Annotated in this window: 21 protein-coding genes; 9 read left to right on the top strand and 12 right to left on the bottom strand. The window is 43.0% G+C overall.

The window, feature by feature from the left end; translation table 11 throughout:
- The first annotated feature begins 143 nt into the window (after window positions 1-143).
- The 9 genes from RMO68_RS03440 to RMO68_RS03400 all read left to right on the top strand — a co-directional run bounded on the left by RMO68_RS03440 (window position 144) and on the right by RMO68_RS03400 (window position 11,636).
- Window positions 144-719: a prepilin-type N-terminal cleavage/methylation domain-containing protein gene (locus RMO68_RS03440; protein WP_310439320.1), complete on the top strand. Its 576-nt coding sequence runs from the start codon at window positions 144-146 to the stop codon at window positions 717-719.
- 151 nt (window positions 720-870) lie between these two features.
- A complete protein-coding gene (locus tag RMO68_RS03435; protein WP_310439319.1) occupies window positions 871-1,458 on the top strand; it encodes a prepilin-type N-terminal cleavage/methylation domain-containing protein in 588 nt (195 codons plus the stop codon).
- Between the two features lie 7 nt (window positions 1,459-1,465).
- Window positions 1,466-1,960, top strand: a complete 495-nt coding sequence (locus RMO68_RS03430) for a hypothetical protein (RefSeq protein ID WP_310439317.1) — start codon at window positions 1,466-1,468, stop codon at window positions 1,958-1,960.
- Between the two features lie 40 nt (window positions 1,961-2,000).
- Window positions 2,001-3,563, top strand: a complete 1,563-nt coding sequence (locus tag RMO68_RS03425) for a GspE/PulE family protein (protein ID WP_310439315.1) — start codon at window positions 2,001-2,003, stop codon at window positions 3,561-3,563.
- Window positions 3,553-4,593 (top strand): type II secretion system F family protein, encoded by a 1,041-nt coding sequence (locus RMO68_RS03420; protein WP_310439314.1) that lies wholly within the window; start codon window positions 3,553-3,555, stop codon window positions 4,591-4,593. The genes RMO68_RS03425 and RMO68_RS03420 overlap by 11 nt, the downstream gene beginning before the upstream one ends.
- Window positions 4,593-5,249 (top strand): hypothetical protein, encoded by a 657-nt coding sequence (locus tag RMO68_RS03415; RefSeq protein ID WP_310439313.1) that lies wholly within the window; start codon window positions 4,593-4,595, stop codon window positions 5,247-5,249. The genes RMO68_RS03420 and RMO68_RS03415 overlap by 1 nt, the downstream gene beginning before the upstream one ends.
- A 96-nt stretch (window positions 5,250-5,345) precedes the next feature.
- Entirely contained in the window at window positions 5,346-7,370 is a 2,025-nt protein-coding gene (locus RMO68_RS03410) for a flagellin (RefSeq protein WP_310439312.1), read from the top strand.
- 230 nt (window positions 7,371-7,600) lie between these two features.
- On the top strand, window positions 7,601-9,625 hold the full coding sequence (locus RMO68_RS03405; protein ID WP_310439310.1) for a flagellin: 2,025 nt from the start codon (window positions 7,601-7,603) through the stop codon (window positions 9,623-9,625).
- 94 nt (window positions 9,626-9,719) lie between these two features.
- A complete protein-coding gene (locus RMO68_RS03400; protein ID WP_310439309.1) occupies window positions 9,720-11,636 on the top strand; it encodes a motility associated factor glycosyltransferase family protein in 1,917 nt (638 codons plus the stop codon).
- Here the strand turns inward: RMO68_RS03400 and RMO68_RS03395 are convergent.
- Genes RMO68_RS03395 through pseF form a run of 12 tightly spaced genes read right to left on the bottom strand, consistent with a single transcriptional unit; the run spans window position 11,633 to window position 22,256 of the window.
- A complete protein-coding gene (locus tag RMO68_RS03395) occupies window positions 11,633-12,829 on the bottom strand; it encodes an N-acetyl sugar amidotransferase (RefSeq protein ID WP_310439308.1) in 1,197 nt (398 codons plus the stop codon). The genes RMO68_RS03400 and RMO68_RS03395 overlap by 4 nt on opposite strands.
- Entirely contained in the window at window positions 12,826-13,701 is an 876-nt protein-coding gene (locus RMO68_RS03390; RefSeq protein WP_310439307.1) for an imidazole glycerol phosphate synthase cyclase subunit, read from the bottom strand. Before RMO68_RS03390 ends, RMO68_RS03395 begins: the two co-directional genes overlap by 4 nt.
- Window positions 13,695-14,354 (bottom strand): imidazole glycerol phosphate synthase subunit HisH, encoded by a 660-nt coding sequence (hisH, locus tag RMO68_RS03385; RefSeq protein WP_310439305.1) that lies wholly within the window; start codon window positions 14,352-14,354, stop codon window positions 13,695-13,697. The genes RMO68_RS03390 and hisH overlap by 7 nt, the downstream gene beginning before the upstream one ends.
- A complete protein-coding gene (locus RMO68_RS03380; RefSeq protein WP_310439304.1) occupies window positions 14,324-15,457 on the bottom strand; it encodes an N-acetyl sugar amidotransferase in 1,134 nt (377 codons plus the stop codon). Before RMO68_RS03380 ends, hisH begins: the two co-directional genes overlap by 31 nt.
- On the bottom strand, window positions 15,454-15,996 hold the full coding sequence (locus RMO68_RS03375) for a GNAT family protein (RefSeq protein WP_310439303.1): 543 nt from the start codon (window positions 15,994-15,996) through the stop codon (window positions 15,454-15,456). Before RMO68_RS03375 ends, RMO68_RS03380 begins: the two co-directional genes overlap by 4 nt.
- Window positions 15,993-17,291 (bottom strand): DegT/DnrJ/EryC1/StrS family aminotransferase, encoded by a 1,299-nt coding sequence (locus RMO68_RS03370; RefSeq protein ID WP_310439302.1) that lies wholly within the window; start codon window positions 17,289-17,291, stop codon window positions 15,993-15,995. Before RMO68_RS03370 ends, RMO68_RS03375 begins: the two co-directional genes overlap by 4 nt.
- On the bottom strand, window positions 17,288-18,253 hold the full coding sequence (locus RMO68_RS03365) for a Gfo/Idh/MocA family protein (RefSeq protein ID WP_310439301.1): 966 nt from the start codon (window positions 18,251-18,253) through the stop codon (window positions 17,288-17,290). Before RMO68_RS03365 ends, RMO68_RS03370 begins: the two co-directional genes overlap by 4 nt.
- A complete protein-coding gene (locus RMO68_RS03360; RefSeq protein WP_310439300.1) occupies window positions 18,254-19,249 on the bottom strand; it encodes a hypothetical protein in 996 nt (331 codons plus the stop codon).
- On the bottom strand, window positions 19,246-20,280 hold the full coding sequence (gene pseI, locus RMO68_RS03355; RefSeq protein ID WP_310439299.1) for a pseudaminic acid synthase: 1,035 nt from the start codon (window positions 20,278-20,280) through the stop codon (window positions 19,246-19,248). Before pseI ends, RMO68_RS03360 begins: the two co-directional genes overlap by 4 nt.
- Window positions 20,277-20,744, bottom strand: coding sequence for a UDP-4-amino-4,6-dideoxy-N-acetyl-beta-L-altrosamine N-acetyltransferase (gene pseH, locus RMO68_RS03350; RefSeq protein WP_310439298.1), 468 nt, complete (start codon window positions 20,742-20,744; stop codon window positions 20,277-20,279). Before pseH ends, pseI begins: the two co-directional genes overlap by 4 nt.
- Window positions 20,710-21,519 carry a UDP-2,4-diacetamido-2,4,6-trideoxy-beta-L-altropyranose hydrolase gene (pseG, locus tag RMO68_RS03345; RefSeq protein WP_310439664.1) on the bottom strand — a complete coding sequence of 270 codons (810 nt, stop codon included), beginning with the start codon at window positions 21,517-21,519 and terminating at the stop codon, window positions 20,710-20,712. Before pseG ends, pseH begins: the two co-directional genes overlap by 35 nt.
- 50 nt (window positions 21,520-21,569) lie before the next feature.
- Window positions 21,570-22,256 (bottom strand): pseudaminic acid cytidylyltransferase, encoded by a 687-nt coding sequence (pseF, locus tag RMO68_RS03340; protein WP_310439297.1) that lies wholly within the window; start codon window positions 22,254-22,256, stop codon window positions 21,570-21,572.
- Window positions 22,257-22,265 lie beyond the last annotated feature (9 nt).

The following is a 22,265-nucleotide window of genomic DNA, read 5'->3' as shown; positions in this document are numbered from 1 at the left end:
CTTGTAACTTCAATTTATACTCGATAATAAAAATGGACTGCTATTTGCTTAAGTTATATGCACTAACTTATGTATTAAAGATTCCACAATAAAAAACCGATCTAGCGGAAAGAAAGCTGCGTGGTCACAAAAAAGGATGTAAAATGACACAGAAGTACACAGGAATGAGAAAAGGTATCTCTCTCGTAGAGATGGTAATTGCAATTGTTTTGTTTGCAGCATTAGCTGCTATTGGACTTAAATATGCTAAAAGCTATTTAAACACTGACCTACAAGCTAAAAAAGCACGTGTTGCCGCACTTACAGACCAAGCTAACCAATTGGTCCAAGCGTATACAATTTATAGAAATGAAACGGGCTTAGACCCTAGTTCAATTACTGAACTCAACGGCACATCAGGTATTCTAAATGCTATTCCTACTGTAATTACCGAAATATCTACTACCGGTTGGGAACTCAATACCTCTACCGGTATGGAAGGAACGGGAGTAGCTTTTCAAGTTCGAATCGATCTTAACGGAACTACAACACCAACTAATTCAGATGAGCAATATTGTGCTGTTTTCAATCGTGAGTTTAACACCAGTACTGAACTAAACGTAACCGATCAGCAAACATTCGGTGGTGCAGATATCAATGCAACACGTGCTATGTATGGTAATTTCTTTTGTTATTCCCGCTCAACAGGTGATAATTGGATTATGATTGTAGTACCATAATTTCATTTACTTTAATATCCCAAAGAATAACTTCTTTCTCACTTCCACATTCTTCATGGAAAGTGAGAAATTTAATTCTTTTCTTCTTGAATTAAAGTTTTTTTATCAATTGTCGATTTTGTATGATACCGTGTTATAAAAGGAGTTTGACATGTCGTATCAGTATAGTGGAAAGAGAAAAGGTATCTCCTTAGTGGAGATGACGATTGCTGTTATCTTATTCGGCGTTTTATCGACGATTGCAATGTTATATTATAAAAGTCTATTTAATATAGATTTAACCGCTAAAAAAGCACGAGTTGCCGCTTTAATGGATCAAGCCTATCAGCTCTCCGGTGCTTATGATGTATTTGTAGCTCAACAAGGAATTTCACCGAGTGTTGCTGATTTGAGCGAATTTAATGCTACAAATATTTTAATTCTCCGTAGCCTCCCAAGGGATATTCGAGAAATGACCACAACAGGATGGGAACTAAATATTTCTGCAGTGAATGGACGCCCTGCATTTCAATTTCCTATTGACTTGAACGGCACAGGCGGGTGGGATCTTCTACCTGATGATGAGCTTTATTGTGCTATTTTCAATCATGAAATGAATAGTAGCATCGAGCTTAATGTTACTAACAATTTGAATTTTGGTGATTTTACAACCAATTACAACTTGTATGGGGACTCTTTTTGTTACTCTGAAGACACCGGTGGTGGTATTTATAAACATTGGGTTTTGATTGTTAAATAGGAAAAACGTGCAACGAAAAGCATTTACATTCGTCGAAATTGCCCTTACCATTTTTTTGGCAGGGGTGATTGGAACACTCACATATTATTATATTAATCTTTCAACAATGCACAGGATACAGTATAAAAGTGCACTTCAATCTCAGTTCAATCTAGTTGAATCGATGGTTTTTCAGTGTAAACACCTCTCTGAACAATTTCCAAAAGAACTAAATGCTTCTACTGATGCTTCCAATACACTTTTAAGTGAATTAGAATGTAATGCATCTACTCCCTATTCTTTTGATGGTGGGAAAAATGGTTTTGTTCCTATTCCTCCAGGAGAATTTAGTCAATATACCGCTACAGAATCGGGAAGTGTTTTTTTCATCTCTACGTCAGCAGATAATAACTCGACGGAAGATGAAGCCCTTCAAAAGCTTATCCTCAATTACACCCCGCAACAAGCGAGTTTGGAGCATAATGCCACCTCGGCAACTTTCAAATTTTACCTATCACGCTGATAATTGACTTTTTGTGTTATAATTAAACCAAAAAGTGCCCATGAATATTAAGAAGATATTAACGCCGAAGCAGCTTGAAGTATGCCAAAAAGAGCAATATTACTATCAACAAATCGGTATTAAAAAACATCTTCTTGATATTGCTCTTTCCCATCATTTCATCCAAAAAAAAGAGACCTCTAAAACCTATAATCTCGAACTCATGAAAGAGTATGAGATGGTCATCGTCGAAGAGCGTGATGATCTCCTCAAAATCGTACGTAAAGAGCTTTTGGGAGAAAAGCGTCTTGCTGAACTTAGTCAAAAAGTTCATAAAAAGGTTGAACAAAAAAACATTCCTGTACGTGAATTTCAACAAAAGTACACAGCCCTTCTTCGCGTTGACCCTGAAACAATTGAGCGAAAAATCAAGCAATTCAATGCAATGGATTATGAAGAAGATGAAGTCATTGATATCTTTGAAATGCTCCTCGAATATGGGATTCAGCGATCTGCAAGTGATATACATATTAATGCCTACGAATCATTTTATTGGCTTCGCTACCGAATAGACGGAAAAATTTTCGCCCGCTATCTATTAAACCATGAACTTGCTCAGCGTTTTGCCTTAATCATCAAAGAGCGTTGTAATATTGATATGATCAATATCTATGCGCCTCAGGGGGGTAGTTTTACCCGTGAATTTGAAAATCGCGCCATTGATTTTCGTATCGAAATCGCCCCCTCTCAATATGGAGAAAACATCGTTCTACGTATTTTGGATAAAGTCAGTAATATTAAATCTCTCAATACCTTATTTCCAAAAAGCCATCCGATGTCGGAGCATGTTCACCATTTCGTCAATCAATCAAGCGGTTTTTTTCTTGTAGTAGGACCGACGGGAAGCGGGAAAACAACAACCTTAAATGCCATCTTAAACCAACGTGACAGATTACATGAAATCATCTATACGATTGAAGATCCAATCGAGTATAAAATTGACTTTGTTACTCAATATCAGATTAATGAAGCCAGTGGATTTACCTTTGCCGAGGGGATGAAATCGATCATGCGTCAAGACCCTGACGTTATCGTTATCGGGGAGATGCGTGATCGTGAATCAATCCTTACGGGACTTAAAGCTGCACACAGTGGACACATGGTTTTCTCTACCCTCCATACACCAAACAGTTTTATGGCGATGGAACGTATTCGTGATGAGGGGGGGGATCTCTTCATTCTTGCCTACTCACTTAGCGGTGTTGTAGCTCAACGCCTTGTCCCTAAGCTCTGTAGCTGCAAAAACAAAGCCTCTTCTGAAGATGGAAAAGATTTTTTTGCTTCTTCTGACATTGGATATGAAAAGAATGGTTGCATAAAATGTAATTTTACGGGATATCATGGGCGTGCATTGCTCATGGATATGGTTTTTATCCCCGGAGACATGAAAGTTCGTTATCAATTTTACCTTGCACTCAAAAACAGTACGGTATTCAAAGCATGGGAACATTTTATAACCTTTAGCTATTTTCAATCTGCCGCTTATTTGTTTGAAATGGGAATATGTGACTATGAGACTCTCTCAAGTGAGTTGTTGTCATTAGGATACGTCCATGAAACCTGATCTACTAACTCTATTAAAAACCCTTCAGCTATCATTGGAAAACGGTAAAAGTCTTACCAACGCACTCGCTTTATTACAAAATACCACTAAAAATAAAAACGAACGTGCAGCCTATGCCAATATTACACGTTCTATTCAAGAAGGTGCCTCTTTTTCAAAGGCCGTTGAAAAATATGTTTCTCCATCTCCTGATATTATCCAATTTGTATCGATGGCTGAAAAAGGGGGTTCTTTTGTAAAAACCCTTAAATCGGTTGTCAATTACCTTGAAATTAAAAATAAATTTCATCAAGAATCAAACGATAAAATTGCTCTACCGTTGATCTATTTTTCCTTAACGACGATTATTGTTATTTTTGTCCGTTTTTTTGCTGTCCCTTTTCATTTAGAAGAGGCCAAAACTTATGATCCTAAAATCTATGCCATCATTGCAGATCACTTAGATCTAGCTCTTATTTTGAGTAATCTCTTATTTGGTGGACTCCTTGTATTTTCAGCCTATTTTTTTATTGTTATGATTGCCCTTTTCAATTATACAGGGATGCTGCAAGGGCTTGCTAAACGGTATGCTTCGCTTCTTCCTATGTCTTCCAAAATTATTGAATACTTTGAAAAATTTATCTTATTAAGCCTGTTAAGTGCTATGCTAAAAAATGGGGTTTCACTCAAAATAGCTCTTAAAACAGCTGCATCGAGTACGCTTGTACCACGTATTGCAAAACAATTTAACGGTATTCTTGCCCAAGTCAGTCGAGGTGAGAAAAATTTTTGGCTCATCCCTTTTTTCGAGGAAATTGAACAACATCTTCTTACAGGAGCAGGAACGGTTACTCAACTAGGAGATATGTTAGAACAATTTGCTGATCGTGCAAGACTAAATGCCCTTACTACAGCAACCAAATTTTTCCGTATCATTACCATCGTGGCTATTTTACTCTTGGCCTGTGCTGTTTTCGTCGAATTTTTTACCATCGTCTTGACACAAGTACTGATCCAACAAGAGATCATTAACCAAGCAGGTCGTGCATAATGAAAAAAGGTTTTATGCTTGTTGAAGTAATGGTTGCCATCATCATGGCCGGCATTCTTGCCGCTGTTTTAGCTACTATGGGATATTACACTCTTATTCAGGGGAATACTCTCAAGCAGCAAAACAGCAAAACGATGCTTGAAGTCATTCGTAGTCGTTTGTTAGAATTAGCGGCAGATCCTGATAGTGACTCCTATTTTGAACTGCTTAAAGAAGATACCAACTCTACCGTTCCTGTTGTCGTAGGTTTAGGGAAAGATGCCTGGGGTCGTAATCTTTTTTATGCAACCTATGATTTCGGTGATGCCAACGGAAATGCGACCTATGCCCAAAACACAACCTCTATTTCACCCAATAACAATATTTTAGGACGATTGGTGAGTTTGGGAGAAGACGGTGTTTTACAAACGGATGCAACCCATACTATTGCGCAAGGCGATGATATTATGCTCGAAATAGGGGTTGGTGAAACAAACCATTTAAAACTCTATAACGGCTCCGAAGTCACAACTCAGACTCGCGGATACAACAGTGCTATTGTATCAGCAACAGAACCGGCATCACCGATTCATGGAACACTCTGGTACAGTGAGAGTAATTCTACTTTATATATGTATAACACCACCGATGGCAACTGGACTCAAATTACCCCCTAATCGTTAAACCTTTTTTTTACCCTGCCGATATAGTCTGTAACAGCAAGGATGCTGAACTAACTTAAGAGCAAAGCTCTTGCGATAAAAGGATTTATCATGGGTTTCAGAATTAACACCAACATTGCGGCAATGAACGCACATACAAATTCAACGGTTAATAATCGTAGTTTGGATGACTCTCTCTCTAAATTGAGTTCAGGTCTTCGTATTAATAAAGCGGCGGATGATGCCTCAGGAATGGTTATTGCCGACTCTTTACGAGCTCAAGCAAACTCATTAGGTCAAGCAATCTCTAATGCCAATGACGGGATCGGTATTATCCAAGTTGCCGATAAAGCGATGGATGAGCAATTAAAAATTCTCGATACCATTAAAACCAAAGCGATCCAAGCAGGATCAGATTCACAAAGTGCTTCTTCACGTACTGCGATTCAAAAAGACGTTAATCGTCTCTTGGAACAATTGGACAATATCGCAAAAACAACGGCGTTTAACGGAACACAGCTCTTATCCGGAAACTTCTCGAATAAAGAGTTCCAAGTTGGTGCTTACAGTAACCAAACCATTAAAGCTTCTATTTCGAATACCCAAAGTTTGGCAATCGGAAATACCTCTACAAAAGTAGATCAAGTTCAAGTAGGAAATTTTGCAACCAGCACATTGACTCATGCTCTTGATAAAAATGCAACCGTATTAACATTCACTGCCGGTGATGGAGCTGCAGTACAAGGTTTGGCGGCAGGGGATACGATTCGTATCGACGGTGTCGGCGATTTTACAATCCAACACATCAGCGGAACAATGACGAGTGGTGGAATCATGTCAGGAATCGCGATCACACTCGATCGTGCACTCGGTAAAACGTTGAGCGTCGGTTCTTCTTTCGGTGTCTCATTGGTAAAAACGACGGCTGAGAACCTCAGTTCACTCTCAGGTACGGCAGTTACCGGCGGTGTTGCTATGACTACTAATAGCAGTAACGTCAACGGTTTTGCTATCGGCGATAAAATGAATGTTACTATCAGTGACGGTTCATCAATCGTTTATAATCTTGTTAGTATTCAAGGGTTGGCATCAGCCGGTACAACCTCAGGTGTTCTTATCTGGTCAACCGCAGTCGCAGGAACTGCTGGTACAATCTCTAATGCAACTCTTTCTATGAATGATCGTGCTAGCATGGGTACCGATTTTACATCAGCCGATTACGCTCAATATACGGTAGAAGGTGTTAAACTTGACGGGGTACAAATGACCGATTCAAGCGGTAACGGGGTAGCGCAAACCGGTCTTGGCCGTATTGCCGATCTTATCAATGCGGCTTCCGGTCAAACCGGTGTTAAAGCGGTTGCGAATACTGAAATCAATAGTAATATCGCCGTACAAGGTGGAACATTACTCTCAAATATCACCATCAACGGAACAACCATCCTCAGTGCCGGTGCGTCAATCCTTAGCAGTGATACGGATAATACTTTAGTTACCGCTATCAATGATAAAACTTCATTGACCGGTGTTACCGCTAGTTTGGAAAGTGACGGGACATTAACTCTTTCTTCTGATGGACGTGCGGTTAACTTGAGCGGTATGAGTGCTGCAGCAGGACTTAATGACGGAGTCTATGCCGGACGACTGGAACTGATCAAACAAGGCGGTGGTGATATCACCGTTAGTTCAGCCCACTACAGCAATGCAGGGTTGACTTCTTCACTTACAACTGCGAAAGCTTTAACAGATGTAACAAGTTCAAGTGTACTCAGCGATTTGATCTACGGTCAAGTTGATGATAACAATGACGGATTAGTCAACAGCAGTGATAAAGTCGGTCTTTTGTTAACTCGTGAGGGTGCCACAAAAGCGATGGATATCACTGAATCGGCAATCGCCCGTTTAGATGCTATCCGTGCAGACCTCGGGTCGGTTCAAAACCAACTCGTTGTTACGGTCAATAATATCTCTGTAACACAAGTTAACGTTAGAGCAGCAGAATCACAAATCCGTGATGTCGACTTCGCAGCTGAAAGTGCTAACTTCTCTAAATACAACATCCTTGCGCAATCTGGCTCATACGCTATGAGTCAAGCAAATGCTGTTCAACAAAACGTCCTAAGACTACTTCAATAGTCTGAGTAAGCTATCGTAAGATAGCAAGGACATTTCTAATGACTGCAGTCTTTTGACTGCGTCATCTCTCTCATCCAATCCCTTCTTAACCTAAGAAATTCTTTTCTCTTACTCTATTCTTCTTTTCTCTATTTTTTATTTATTATCGTTATTTCAAAATATTGGAACTCTTTTTGCTTTAATTCTGACTAGATAAGCGCATGGACGCAAAACCACATCAAGGATTTATCATGGGTTTCAGAATTAACACAAACATTGCGGCAATGAACGCACACACCAATGCCACTGTGAATAATCGTAGTTTAGATGACTCTCTTACTAAACTCAGTTCGGGTCTTCGTATTAATAAAGCGGCAGATGATGCATCTGGGATGTCTATTGCCGATTCCTTGCGTATGCAATCAAACTCATTAGGACAAGCGATTGCCAATGCCAACGATGCGGTCGGGATTATCCAAGTTGCCGATAAAGCGATGGATGAGCAATTAAAAATTCTCGATACCATTAAAACCAAAGCGATCCAAGCAGGATCAGATTCACAAAGTGCTTCTTCACGTACTGCGATTCAAAAAGACGTTAATCGTCTCTTGGAACAATTGGACAATATCGCAAAAACAACGGCGTTTAACGGAACACAGCTCTTGAGTGGAAACTTCTCGAATAGAGAATTCCAAGTCGGTGCGTACAGCAACCAAACCATTAAAACCTCTATATCCAATACTCAAAGTTTGGCGATAGGAAATACGACCAGTAAAGTAGAGCAGGTTCAAGTAGGAAACTTTGCGACCAGTACATTGGCTCATGCTCTTGATAAAAATGCGACCGTATTAACATTTAGTATTGGTGCGGAGGGTATCAATGCACAAGGTTTGGCGGCAGGGGATACGATTCGTATCGACGGTGTCGGCGATTTTACGATCCAACACATCAGCGGAACCATGACAGCTGCGGGAACGATGTCTGGGGTTGCGATCACACTCGATCGTGCACTCGGTAAAACGTTGAGCGTCGGTTCTTCTTTCGGTGTCTCATTAGTAAAAACCACGTCTGAAAATTTGAGCTCTTTCTCAGCAACAGCGGTTACCGGCGGTGTTGTTATGACACTTAATACTACCAATACAACCGGTTTTGCTATCGGGGATAAAATGAGCGTTACCATCAGTGACGGCTCATCTATGACCTATACGCTTTACAGTATTGCCGGAGCATCAACTGGGACAACCTCAGGTGTTCTTATCTGGTCAGCCGCCGCTGCAGGTACAGCCGGTGTTATTTCAAACGCAACCGTATCAATGAATACCCGTGCCAGTATGGGAACGACCTTCGCATCATCGGATTACGCTCAATACACGGTAGAAGGTGTTAAACTTGACGGGGTACAAATGACCGATTCAAGCGGTAACGGGGTAGCGCAAACCGGTATTGGCCGTGTTGCCGATCTTATCAATGCGGCTTCCGGCCAAACCGGCGTTAAAGCGGTTGCAAATACCGACATTAACAGCACTATCGCCGTGCAAGGGGGAACATTACTCTCAAATATCACCATCAACGGAACAACCATCCTCAGTGCCGGAGCATCGATTGAGAGTGGAGACACCAATAACATTCTGGTTGGAGCCATTAATGCCCAAACTTCTCTTACAGGGGTAAAAGCGAATTTGGAGAATGACGGTACAATAACCATTTCTTCTGATGGACGTGCTATTAATGTAAGCGGTATGAGTGCTGCGGCAGGGATCAATGACGGAGTCTATGCCGGACGTTTGGAACTGATCAAACAAGGTGGCGGTGATATCACCGTTAGTTCAGCCCACTACAGCAATGCAGGGTTGACAACCGCCATTACTACAGCCAAAACGATGGGAGAGGTCGGAAGTACCCGCGTTCTCAGCGATCTGATTTACGGCCAAGTTGATGATAATAATGACGGATTGATAAACAGTACAGACAAAGTAGGTCTTTTGTTGACTCGTCAAGGAGCGGCAAAAGCAATGGACATCACGGAAGCCGCAATCGCCCGTTTGGATGCTATCCGTGCGGACCTCGGGTCGGTTCAAAACCAACTCGTTGTTACAGTTAATAATATCTCTGTAACACAAGTTAACGTTAGAGCAGCAGAATCACAAATCCGTGATGTCGACTTCGCAGCTGAAAGTGCTAACTTCTCTAAATACAACATCCTTGCGCAATCTGGCTCATACGCTATGAGTCAAGCAAACGCTGTTCAACAAAACGTCCTCAAACTTCTCCAATAATAGCTTTGCTGCCTTTTCCTTTTGGCAGCATAATATATCTCATCTACTACTCACTGCCATAGCTGTTTACTAAGTCACTTAATACGGGGAAATCATGGAAAATCAATATCATAAAAATCTCGCTATCTTACAAGAGATCGACTCTCCTCTCTGTCCTCGATTAGAAAAGATCGATGAAAACAAACGTTATCGTCTCGATCAAATGGAGGATGGAAAATACAAAATATTCGATACCCAATCGACTGTTTATCTATATGGTCATGATGAGAAAGGTGCGATCCTCGAACATTTTAAACAATACCGTGAATATTTATACCTCTATTTATTCGGTATCGCCGATGGAGAACTCATTTCCCGACTGCTTGAAAACACAAAACATCAGCAAATCATTGTCATTGAGCCTGAAATAGAACTCATCTTTATTGTTTTGCATCTCATCGATATTAGCGACGTCATGAAAAGTAAACGGCTCGTTATTTTGCAGCCTGAAGATTTAACTTTTCAAAGAGGCATAGAAATCGTCATTAATGAGAACGTCCGCTTTTATGCCAAAGTATTTTATCTCCACAGTGCTGCTGAATATTATCTCGAGCATTATCTCGAATCTTATCGTGGAGCGTTGGAGATTTATCTAAAATCTTTTGAACATGTTATTACCGCTTTTGGTAACAACATACAAGATGCGATGCTCGGTCTTCGTCATCACGTAAAAAATTTGTACCGAATGGTTGAACATCCGAGATACCGTGATTTTATCAAACACCAAAACAGTAAGCTTGCCGTAATCGTCTCCACAGGTCCGAGTCTTGCTAAACAACTCCCGCTATTAAAAGAGGCGGCACCGTATATCACGATTATCAGTGTTGATGCTTCATTTCCGATTCTCGTTCGTTATGGGATTAAGCCGGATATCGTTGTCTCCATGGAAAGAGATGAGCCTACCGCTAAATTCTTCCAAGAGACCTCCCAAGAGGAACAAGAGGGGATCATTTTTATATGTGCTTCATTACAGCATCAAGCAGTTTTTGATGCCATTAAGGGGGGAACCACTTTACTGGCAATGCGACCGCTTGGGGTAAGTCTTTATTTTGAATTACAAGATTACGGATATGTCGGCGGTGGGATGAGTGCCGCAAATATGGCTCATGAAGTTGCCTTTCATATGGGATATGAGAAATGTGCTTTTATCGGACAAGACTTGGCGTATGGAAAAGACGGAACAAGTCACAGCAAAGGGCATGTTTACGGGGAAGATCAAATTAAAGACGGTATAGACACCGCTGATAATAATGCCCGTTATGAAACGATTCTCATCCCGGCATACGGTGGAGACGGTATGGTAGAGAGTATGATCTTCTGGGAAGTGTTTTTACGGTTTATCGAACAAACGATAGAACAATCTTGCACCGTTATGGAAACCATTAACGCGACGGAGGGCGGTGCTAGAATTCACGGTTCAACCGAAATGCCGTTTAGTGACGTATTAAAATTATACGCTTTAGAAGCACCGAAAAAAGAGATTCATGTTGATAAGATATCCGCAAAAGAACACAAAAAAAATCTCAAAAAGATCAAAGAGAAGCTCACGATTTTAATGACTGAAGGGGTAGAACTTCAAAATAAAATTGACAAAAGTTTTCTTCTGATAACCGAAGCGTGTAAAGTCTTTGAAAATATCGGTATGGATGAAGCGATTGAAGCGATGGATACCGATACGACAATCCAAATGTTGGATGAAATCTCTTCTATTCGTGAAACGATCATGACAAGTAGAGTGTACCGCGATTTCTTTGCCAGCCTTGCACAATCAATGCTCTATCAGCAAGAACTCGATTTAGCTGAAATCAAAGTGCGTTATGTCGATAATCCTCGTGATAATCAAATCAAAGCGATCCAATGGATTTTAGCGCATCGCTATTGGTTATTTACCCTCAGCGGTATTATTCACAATTCATTGGAGATTGTTGAAATCGAAGCCCCTAAAGAGATCATGGGAAAAGAAAAACACTAGTGAGCTTCAATATACCCTTTTTCTAAAAGGGTATATCCCTCCTCTTTCACACTCGGTACTTTTGAAGAGGTTAAGATAAATCGGCATCCCTTCGGCGGTTCTGCCGAATACTGCGTCAACGGTAACTTCGGTACTGCTTTTTGAAACCGTGCTAATAGACTAAATAACTCCCCTTCACTTATCTCCAACCACTCAAGCAGATAGCGGGTATCCGAGGGGACAATCCCTTCATACGCAGAGACAAGTTTAAGGGCTTCATCACGACTCAAACGTCCCCATCGTATTTCACGGCACGCATGGTCGGTTGCTTTTGCATATCCGAATTTTAGATATTTAATATAGTCGTGTAATCCTGAGTAATGGACGCAATCGACATCATTGTAACTGTCAAAAGTACGTTGCTGCTGCAATGTTTCATACCCGTACTTTTCGATCATCTCCTCATGCTGTTTTTTCGTATCCCAAGGGATATAATTGCCCAAATAGATACCGCGAACCCCTACTTTTTCAATCTCTTTATCGTGCGGATATACGTATTGAATCAGATCATTTTGGGTGAGATCAGAATCAAGTACAAGTAAATCCTCTGCCTCGTATCCCATCAAATCATGCTCTTTGCGATAACGTCGTGTCATTTCGACTTCGTCGGTATGCGAATACATACCCACTTGATCAACGCCCTGATGCACACCCCAGATAATCAGAGGTATTTTAAAACGAACCGCACACTGAACCGGAAATACACTCTGCCCCGCAAGAACATGCCAGTAGATACTTCCTAAGTGTTTGATCGTCGCTTTGGTAATCTTTTTAACTTTTTGAGGTTGAACGACCATTTGTAAGGTATCACAATCAAAAATTGTCTTGAGATACTGAAAATTTCGGATTCCTACATGGGTGTTATAGTGTTTGTTGTAACTTACGAGCAACGGATTCATACCGTAAATATTTTTGAGTACATGGACAATATAGTATGAATCTCGCCCACCGCTAATGGGAACAATGCAATCGTAACTCATTCCATCCGTATTACGATAACTCTCTAACAGAATACGAAGTTTTTGTTCTCTCTCACCCCAATCGAGGGTAAATTTTTCTTCATGTACTCGGCACCCGCTGCAAATACCTTCGTCATCAAACGTGATATGGAGCGGATGATTTTCCGTGTATAAACACCGTTTGCATTGCTTCATATCACTTCCTTCGGATGAAATTCAAATAACATATCCCGCAAGGATTTATCCTCTTTTTTTACGATTCGACCCATTTCATCAAAAGAAAAATCACGATAATCGCTATAACTATCAAGACGAATCTGTTCCGGAAAATAACGTGAAAGATAGGCTTTTGCTATCGTCGCACTGTGTTCGACAAAATGAAAATAATTGCCTGCAGCGATTGCCGATACGTCACAGCTTTCCAATAAAGCTTTCATAGAAAGGGGATCTTTTGCCCCCCCAAGAGCGATAAGAGGAAGGTTGGTAGCACCCAAGAGGCTACGAATCAAATCGATATCGTATCCGTTTTTATATCCGTCACGATCAATCGAGTTGATCAGGATTTCTCCCGCACCGCACGCTTGAGCTTGTTGTGCAAGCGCTGCAGGTGACAAAGCTGTGTCCGTTTTCCCGCCGTGCGTATACGCTCTGTAATTACCATCCGCACTGCGTTTGGCATCAATGGAGACCACCATACACTGACTCCCGAAAAAACGTGCCCCCTCTTCTATCAAAGAGGGATTAACGACCGCTTGCGTATTGAGTGAAATTTTATCTGCCCCTGAATGGATTAGAGTATGAATCTGATCCACGCTCGTGATTCCTCCCCCGACACTCAAAGGGACGAAACATCGTTTCGCGACCCTTTTGACCAACTCGGGAGCAATACATCGACCCTCACGCGCCGCATCAATATCCACCATAATGATCTCATCAATTCCCCATTGATTCAAATAATCAACCGTGATTTCAGGTTTTCCTATCGGGAGGTACCGTTCAAATCCGATACTTTGAACAACAATTCCGTTTTTAATCACCAATGAAGCAATCAGCCGTTTTTTCAGCATGGATACTCCTCGACAAAATTGAGAAAGTTGCGGAGAAGTTTAAGACCTTTGGTTTGACTTTTTTCAGGATGAAACTGTGTAGCAAACACGTTTTTATACTGCAATGCGGCAGTCAGCTCATAAGAGCCATAGTGACATTTTGCACTGATATAACGCTCTTCACACACAACATGATACGAATGGTCAAAATAAAAATGGGCGTCTTGATCAACCCCTGCAAAAAGGGAAGCACCCTCTTTGGCTACAATATTGTTCCACCCCACATGAGGAACTCGTAAAGTGCTATCAGGCGTCATGGCGATCACTTTTCCCTCGATCCAGCCAAGCCCCTCATGCAACCCCATCTCTTCGGAGCTTTGCAAAAACAGCTGCATTCCCAAACAGATACCCAAAATCGGTTTGCCTGATTCGATCACCTGCGTATGTAACAAAGGGATCAAATGACGTGCGCGAAGATTGTTCATCGCTTCGGCAAATGCACCGACACCGGGGAGAATATACGCATCAGCCGCTTTGAGGAGATCATGATCATCCGTAATCGTGGCGGTATATCCCAAAAATTCGAGCGCATTGGCAACGCTTTGGACATTTCCCATCCCATAATCGATAATGGCGATTTTTTTCATCGGTAAAGCTCTTCTTTCAAATGCCATACTCCCGCATCATCGCGATCAAAAAACTCTACGCCGCGATAGTGCTCGGCAACTTCCCAAAACTCATCTTCACTTATTTCAAGATAATCGGTGAGTGCTTTAATATATTTAGGATGACATTTTCCATCATAACGGCGTATGAGTTCAAGCCCTTCTTCTCGGCTCATCAGGTGATTTCGAACAGCAACACCCACTTCCTGAGTACATTTTCCGAATCCGAATTTCATGAATTTAAGCATCTGATTAACGATTACGAAATCATCATCCAGCGCTACTTCCGTCGCCAATCCCCCGATATTTTCGGGTTTAGCATCTTCGCCGGTGCGAACTTGCAGTCCATGCTCAATCGCGATACGGGCATTTGTATGATCGTTAAAATCACTCATGAAATAACCCAGATAGACGATCCGAAGATCGGCTCTCTCCATCGCATCATCACTCGGATAGCGGTACCAGTAGAGTTGATTATCTGCCATATCATCCGTAGCAAAACGCCTCGGATCACCACCTTGAAGAGTGTTCATGTTTTTCATTTTATTACCGTTGTAATCACGGCTTCCGACATCCGTTCCAAACGAGAGTCCCGGATTTTCTCCGAGCAAAATAAGAGGGATGTTATACGCAATCGCCGTAATCGGCAAGGAGGCATATAGGGCAAGTTCCGATGCGTTAAAAAGGTTCCCCAAGGTTTTAAAACAGTTCCGCATCAGTTTTTTAGAGATCTGCGGAGCCGGTGCAACGACAATCGTATCAAAGCCAAGTTCAATGAGATTGGCTAGATTGGCCGCTCCCCGCTTTGTTTGCTGTTCAGGGGGATAGACGCACGAAACGAGCAAAGGGTTCAAACCTATTTCACGTGCAAAAAGGGCTTGACGCGTACTGTCTTTTCCTCCGCTAACACCGATAATGCAATCGTATCCTGAGGGACCGCTGTGTGCTTTCCCCCATACAACGATCTCTTTCAAGATCGCATTACGTTCCTCCCAATCGATCGCTTCGACACTGGTAAGCGAAACAGAACGGCAAGGGAGACACACGCCATGCTCATCAAAATCCGTTGTAGGACGGGTATCGGTTTCGACACACGTTTTGCACCGTCTCATCTTAATCCCTCTGTATATTCATCCGCTAAAATTCCATATTCCACTATATCGGCAAAATGACCGTTTTTAAAAAAGGCATCACGTCTATGCCCCTCTTCGCTCATACCCAGTTTGAGGGCTAATTTCTGCATTGCAACATTGTCCGTGTGAGTGCCGCAATAAAGACGGTGCAACTTTAAGACATTAAAAGCATACCCCAGTAGTAGCGTTCCCGCTTCATATCCGATCCCTTTTCCATACACTAAAGGGTCTCCGATCAAAATTGCAAACTCGGCACTGCTGTTTTTAGCTGAAATCTGTTGGAGAGAGATATTGCCGACATGACGGTCATCCTCTCGCAAACAAATCGCAAAAACGGTGCAAGAGGGGTTATTGACTACATTTTCAATATACGTCTGAGCCATTTCCCGCGTATACAAAATCTCGCCGTGTGAGTTATAGCGACACACTTCGGGATCATTAAGCCATAAAGGGTACCCTCCGTCTGCATCACGTAGCTCAAGCGGACGTAAATAAACTTGTTCTCCCTCTAATCTCATAAAAGCTCCGAGCGGTTTCCCCACACTTTCTGAAATGCATTCACCACATCATCCATATCACTTTTCATCATTCCCGGACGCATAAATTCATGGGTGACAAGGCGGGTAAAATGCATCTCTTCGGTTATCGGACAAAGTCCTTTCGGATACGTAACCTCGCTGAGGGTAAACGGATATCCGTCTCGTCCGAATGCAATCCTCTCTTGATAGAGAGGCTGAAGATAGAGCGGTTTAACGTACCCGTAACTGAGCAGTACCACCGACTCTTCGCGTAACAGCGTCGGAGGGAGTTCCGCTTTTACCGCATCGATAAAACGGTTTCGGTGCATTTGTGCGACCTCGGCATCAAACTGCAACGGATGGACGTAAAAAGCGTGCTTAGCCCCCTCACGAATTTTGGTCGGTTTTATGCAGGGGATTTGTCCTAACTGCTCATTGAGGTACTCAGTGTTTTCGAGCCTTTGTGCGAGTAATGAGGGGAGTTTTTTGAGCTGACATCGGGCAATAGAGGCTTCGATCTCGGTCATTCGGTAGTTATAACCGACCATATTAATCAACTCTGCTCTATCTTTGATCCCCCGTGCGGAGAGAACCGCTTCGGCATGGTTGCGGATCAGGCGGATTTTATCGGCTAGCACATCGTCATCGGTCACGATAATTCCCCCCTCTCCACTGTGAATATGTTTGTGGTAATTGAGTGAGTAAACCCCGATGTCGCCAAGTGTTCCCGCATATTTTTCATGCAACATCGCTCCGGGGGCTTGTGCTGTATCTTCGATCACAAAGAGATTATACTTTTTTGCCAGAGCATTGATCGCTTCCGCATCATAAGGCTGACCGAAAATATCAACAACAATGATCGCTTTGGTTTTCGCGGTAATTTTGGCTTCGATGCTTTTGACATCCAAACAATAAAAATCCTCTTCGATGTCGGCAAAGATGGGGATAGCGCCGTACACAAGGGCGGCGGTCGCCGATGCACTCATCGTGTAAGCGCTGACGATCACCTCATCACCCGGAGTGATTCCGCACGCTCCGACTGCGGCATAAAGCCCCGATGTAGCGGAGTTGACACTAATCGCGTGTTTAACTCCGAAATATTCAGCCCATTCAGACTCCAAAGCGCGGACTTCAGGCCCTCCGTAAAAATCATCATGCCATGTCCCTAAAAAAGTAGAGAGTTTTCCGCTGCGCAATACCCGCAATACGGCATCTTCTTCTTCGATTCCGATCGTGTTATAGGGGGGAAATGGAGCCGTACGAAGTTTCTCTCCTCCCTGAATTGCGAGCTTCATGACGGATATACTTTTATGAACGCTTGAAAAATAAGTTCATGAATGTGAAGATGTTCTTTAAAAATTTCACTGCACGTTTGATCGCTCTCACGAATCAAAAATTCTACCGAGTCAAGGGCATAACGAGAAAGGTTAGTCGTAATGCTCTCATGCAATGCAAGGGTAAAATATCCCTCATAAGTGCTGGAAGGGATACGTGAATAAATCTCGATTTTATCGCCCCCCTCAAGCACTTTTATCACTCCCTTTTCAAACCAAATCGTAAGTTCAAACAGCGAATAATCAGGAGATTTTAGAACCGATATGTTTCCGTCTCCATTTTTTAGTGAGATTCCGAATTCACCGCATACATCATCGTTACAATACGAGGCTCTAAACGGTTTAATTGCACTCAAATATCCCAAAAAGTGACTCAAAACACCCAATAAATGTGAGCCGTTATGAAGCAACCCTTTTGCACACACCCCTTGAAAACCCAAAGCTTTTCCAAATTCATCATTTTTTATTCGTGCGGAGAGAGCGATAAAAGCTTTATTGTATCGACGCATCAAATGAATCAGAATCTTTTTATCGCTATTTTGGAGTGCACTGATGAGAGAATGAAACTCTTCTTTGGAAGCAACCACCGGCTTTTCACACAATATCATTGAACAATCTGTCCGTTTTAGCAACGTTGTGAGATCCCTAAAATGAGAGGCGGTTGATGAAGAAATAGAAACGATATCGTAGTGTTCGTCTGCACTGACATCATCGATCGAAAAATAGCGTTGAACCTCGCCCCATCGCTCCATAAATGCAAAAACATTAAGTTCTGAGGGTTCGCATATAGCGCCCAATTGCGTTGAGGGACAAAGTTCATAAGCATGAGCATGGCTGGCAATAGCATCCGATGCCGGAGAGTCGATAAGGCCGCCGATACTTCCGGCTCCGATTATAAGTGCATTAAGTTGGGTCTTGCCCATTCAATCAACCTTTTTAACAGTATTTATAAATGTAGCAAAATCCATACCGAATTTATCCATGTGTAAAGAATACCCAAGTAAAAGTTCATTAGAAAGGTTGCTCAAATGATTTAACTGACGATTTTTTGGCAAAGGGAGAAGAAACTCTCGCGCTTTGGTAGGAAGATACGAAATAACCGATTTACCTAAAAGTGCTGCAATATAAAGAGCCATCGTGTCAAATCCGATAATCACTTTGGCATACAAAAGTTCATCAATCAAATCTACAGAATGGATGTCATGAATTTGTACCAATATATTTGAGTAACGCTCCAGTATTGCATCATAGTTTGAAGACTTTTCACTCGGATGGAGACGAATAATTAAATCTTCACATTGAAAATCTTCAAAATGTTCTAATATATCTTCCAATGCCGTATATTGGGTAAATCCCCAGTAAAGGGGGTCACCGTACGTTTTCTGAGCAACACTGTCGGTCGGTTCGCTTAAAAACAACAGCGTCTTACCTACCTCAACTTTCCGCTGTACCGCTTCCTCAATAAGACGTATGAGATAATGGTTAGGGAGTTTTAACGGATTTGGTAAATCCATCGAGAGGGCAAGCGAATACCCCCTCTCATCATGTACCGCCGTAAAATCTCCCAGATTCTCTTCCCACCCCTCATCGGGAAATCCGAACCGCTCACGATAATTGCTCCAATGATCCAAAAAAGCGACCGTCGCTATGGCGTGTTCTTTGCAAAAACGGACAAAGGGGCGCTCAATCTTCTCCTGCCATCCCGTTCCGAACAGCAACAGATCGGGCTGAATGTCACGAAGCTGTTGCTCGGGATCACCGATTGGGGTGAAGGGGAGATTATACCGCTCACACGCTCGCCCCATAGGACTTTGCGGCAGTGCAAAAATATGCCACGAACAAAGATCGAAATACTCGCGAATCAATGCGCACAGTATCTCAGAGCTTCCCGCATCATGGGATACGACGACGATTTTCATAAGATGTGATCCCAAGAGAGCGGTGTTCCTTTGCCAATATCCTCTTTGAATTTTTTTCCTATTATCTCTTTGAGATATTTGGGCGGCAACCCGAATCCCGGACGGACGGATCGAACGTTTGAGACACTGATGGTTTCGCCCGCTTTAACATCTTCAGAAATAAACAGACTGCGCGAAAACTCCCGTGATTTCAAACTCTTCGGACTTAATTCATACGTCACTTTCCCCAAAAGTTTTTCGGTGTCGCGCACCGCATCCACCATCGCTTTAAACTCATGGGGTTCCAAACTAAATGCACTATCAGCTCCCCCCATACCTCGATTGAGAATAAAATGCTTCTCGATCACCCGTGCTCCCAAAGCAACGGCGGCAACAGGGGCGGCGAGACTCATCGTATGATCGGAGAGCCCTACATTCACCCCAAATCGGGTTTTCATATCGCTAATCGTGAGGAGATTCATCTCCTCCAATGCGGCAGGATAAGCGGAGGTGCATTTGAGTAAGGTAATCTGATCATTCCCCACGCGCCGACACGCATTCAAAGCCTCTTCGATGTCACTTAGCGTCGCGATACCGGTAGAGATGATGATCGGCTTACCTTGTGCTGCAGTGTACTCGATGAGAGGGATATCAGTGATCTCGAAACTGGCGATTTTATAGGCCGGAACGTCCAACTGGGATAAAAAATCGACGGCACTGTTATCAAACGGAGAGGAAAAGGCCTCCATCCCAAGACTTTTGGCATGATCGAAGAGGATGCTATGCCACTCCCACGGCGTCATTGCCTCTGCATAGAGATCATGAAATTTCCGTTTGTCCCAGAGCGTCCCCTGTGAAATCGTAAACATCTCACTGTCGCAATCGAGGGTAATCGTGTCGGGGGTATAGGTTTGGAGCTTGATCGCGTCGGCACCCGAAGTCTTCATCGCATCAATCGTTTTGAGTGCCGTATCGAGGGAACCGTTATGGTTGGCAGAGAGCTCAGCGATAATAAATACTTTCTCATCCATATTATGGTGTCCGATGTTCATTGATACAGCTCCATTCTAATCATTTCTCTTTTTTCATACGCGGTTCGGTTTGTCTCTGTAAAATCGAATTTTTCGTACAAATGTTTAGCCCGCTCGTTGTCGGCAAAAACACTCGCGATCAACATTGTCACCCCAAGCGTTGAAAAGCCATACTCGAGCAGAGCGTTCATCAATGCTTCGCCCACTCCGCGCATCTGTGGGTTGGCATAAATCCCGATTTCGGCAGAGTTTTGGGTAATATCGGTAAAGTCGATCACACCGATCGCTTCACCCTCTCGCTGAACCAAAAAATAGCGTTTATCCGCTCTGTTTTTTAGAGATTCAACAAACTGCAGATGATTTTCCAGCGAAATCTCATCATCGCTCAGCATCCAACGCCGAATATCGCTATGGTTACGCCATGCTAACACCGTTGTTAGTAGCTGTGTATCAAGTGTTGTAAAATCGAGCAATCGCACTTGCATCCCACTCCTTTAGCACGGTATACCCCTCTTTTTCTAAATAGACAAACATATCCTCTTGATTAGCCACCGTTTGTACGGCGATAAAAGGGATCTCCATAAACAACACCTCATGCACCATGACGCTCGGGGTGATGATCGCCAAGCAACTTTGATGGAGGAGTTGTGCGATCCGCGCAGAATCGACCTCTAACGTCATATTTTTTTTCGTTTGGACAAAGGTTTTGAGTTCACTCACATGTGAGTTCCCCGATGTCGTTACGACACAGACTCTCAAATCATCGCTTAGGGTTGAGAGTATCTTCATCGTAGCATTGCTCGGGTCAGTCCCCCCCATCGCAATAAAAATATCGTAGAGTTTTTTTCTATGGATCTCTTTTTCGGTTTTAAACTCATCGCGTATCAGCGTGTACTCCGCACCGCAGTGAAGTTCACAATGTTCAGGAACCAATCCACGGTATCGAGTCGGATCCGCCGAGATATTGTGGTTGAGGAGGATGTCGCAATAATGAGCCTCATAGGTATCATCAAACGAGAGGATCGTAACTCCGCAAGCATCTTTGATTTTTTTCTCGAAAACGGCATCGATACCGTAGTGATCGAACACCACCCTATCGATATTTTGCTCTCGTATTAGCGCTATCAGCTCATCGGGATCATTTGATGTTAGAAGATCGACGGGATAGGGAATCTGATCGATGATATTGCCGCTCAAATTTTGGCAAGCAAACCGTACCCTCTCCTGCGGATGTTGAGCGGCGAACACCACATCGCGCATAATGTGCCCCAACCCGATAGTACTCGAAGAGTCGGCACGGATAAGGAGGTTCATAGCGCTTGGAGCACTTTGTGCATCAACTCGGCGCGCGTCCAGTCCTCCAACGTATCGATGTCCTGCACCAGATGACGCGGCAAAACAATCGTTGTCGCCGCATCGGAGAAGATTGCTCTCCCCTCCAGCCATGCGTCCCGCGTCCCCCAGTAAAATTGTCCCACATCGTGATACGCCTCTTCGAGATCTTGTGAGCGCGTTGCGAAATGTTCCGGATAAAACATTTCGATATTTCCCCTCTCGTCACGCTTCACGCCGCGCTGAATCGGAAACGGGAACGTCGTAACAGCAAATGCGTACTGTTTGTTATGGGTGATAAGGGCGTTATAGGTATTTTGAATATCTTCTGCTCGGATAAACGGGGCTGTCGCATAGATACAGCAGGCATACTCGATAACCGAATCGTTTTGAAGTGTTTGGATGGCGTGAGCGATAACGGGAATAGTCGCAGTGTGATCGTCACTCAGCTCTTTGGGCCGCATAAAAGGGATCTCGGCACCGTAACTGCGTGCCACGTCGGCGATCTCTTCATCATCGGTCGTGACAACGATACGATCAAACAGTCCCGACTCCTGCGCCGCTTTGATACTGTGGGCGATGATAGGGAGTCCGGCAAAAGGTTTTATATTTTTACGGGGTATCCGTTTGCTTCCGCCACGGGCGGGGATAATGGCGACACGCATTAATGCTCC

The organism is Sulfuricurvum sp. (assembly GCF_031427015.1).
Lineage (GTDB): Bacteria > Campylobacterota > Campylobacteria > Campylobacterales > Sulfurimonadaceae > Sulfuricurvum.
This window is presented reverse-complemented; position numbering and strand designations above follow the sequence as displayed.

Excerpts from the sequence above, each read along its gene's own strand:
- RMO68_RS03380 (WP_310439304.1), bottom strand. The coding sequence starts at position 15,457 with ATGAGACGGTGCAAAACGTGTGTCGAAACCGATACCCGTCCTACAACG.
- RMO68_RS03405 (WP_310439310.1), top strand. The coding sequence starts at position 7,601 with ATGGGTTTCAGAATTAACACAAACATTGCGGCAATGAACGCACACACC.
- pseH (WP_310439298.1), bottom strand. The coding sequence starts at position 20,744 with ATGCAAGTGCGATTGCTCGATTTTACAACACTTGATACACAGCTACTA.
- hisH (WP_310439305.1), bottom strand. The coding sequence starts at position 14,354 with ATGGCATTTGAAAGAAGAGCTTTACCGATGAAAAAAATCGCCATTATC.
- RMO68_RS03365 (WP_310439301.1), bottom strand. The coding sequence starts at position 18,253 with ATGGGCAAGACCCAACTTAATGCACTTATAATCGGAGCCGGAAGTATC.
- RMO68_RS03410 (WP_310439312.1), top strand. The coding sequence starts at position 5,346 with ATGGGTTTCAGAATTAACACCAACATTGCGGCAATGAACGCACATACA.
- pseF (WP_310439297.1), bottom strand. The coding sequence starts at position 22,256 with ATGCGTGTCGCCATTATCCCCGCCCGTGGCGGAAGCAAACGGATACCC.
- pseI (WP_310439299.1), bottom strand. The coding sequence starts at position 20,280 with ATGAACATCGGACACCATAATATGGATGAGAAAGTATTTATTATCGCT.
- RMO68_RS03395 (WP_310439308.1), bottom strand. The coding sequence starts at position 12,829 with ATGAAGCAATGCAAACGGTGTTTATACACGGAAAATCATCCGCTCCAT.
- RMO68_RS03360 (WP_310439300.1), bottom strand. The coding sequence starts at position 19,249 with ATGAAAATCGTCGTCGTATCCCATGATGCGGGAAGCTCTGAGATACTG.
- RMO68_RS03420 (WP_310439314.1), top strand. The coding sequence starts at position 3,553 with ATGAAACCTGATCTACTAACTCTATTAAAAACCCTTCAGCTATCATTG.
- RMO68_RS03415 (WP_310439313.1), top strand. The coding sequence starts at position 4,593 with ATGAAAAAAGGTTTTATGCTTGTTGAAGTAATGGTTGCCATCATCATG.
- RMO68_RS03425 (WP_310439315.1), top strand. The coding sequence starts at position 2,001 with ATGAATATTAAGAAGATATTAACGCCGAAGCAGCTTGAAGTATGCCAA.
- RMO68_RS03440 (WP_310439320.1), top strand. The coding sequence starts at position 144 with ATGACACAGAAGTACACAGGAATGAGAAAAGGTATCTCTCTCGTAGAG.
- RMO68_RS03370 (WP_310439302.1), bottom strand. The coding sequence starts at position 17,291 with ATGAAGCTCGCAATTCAGGGAGGAGAGAAACTTCGTACGGCTCCATTT.
- pseG (WP_310439664.1), bottom strand. The coding sequence starts at position 21,519 with ATGCGCGATGTGGTGTTCGCCGCTCAACATCCGCAGGAGAGGGTACGG.
- RMO68_RS03435 (WP_310439319.1), top strand. The coding sequence starts at position 871 with ATGTCGTATCAGTATAGTGGAAAGAGAAAAGGTATCTCCTTAGTGGAG.
- RMO68_RS03390 (WP_310439307.1), bottom strand. The coding sequence starts at position 13,701 with ATGCTGAAAAAACGGCTGATTGCTTCATTGGTGATTAAAAACGGAATT.
- RMO68_RS03375 (WP_310439303.1), bottom strand. The coding sequence starts at position 15,996 with ATGAGATTAGAGGGAGAACAAGTTTATTTACGTCCGCTTGAGCTACGT.
- RMO68_RS03400 (WP_310439309.1), top strand. The coding sequence starts at position 9,720 with ATGGAAAATCAATATCATAAAAATCTCGCTATCTTACAAGAGATCGAC.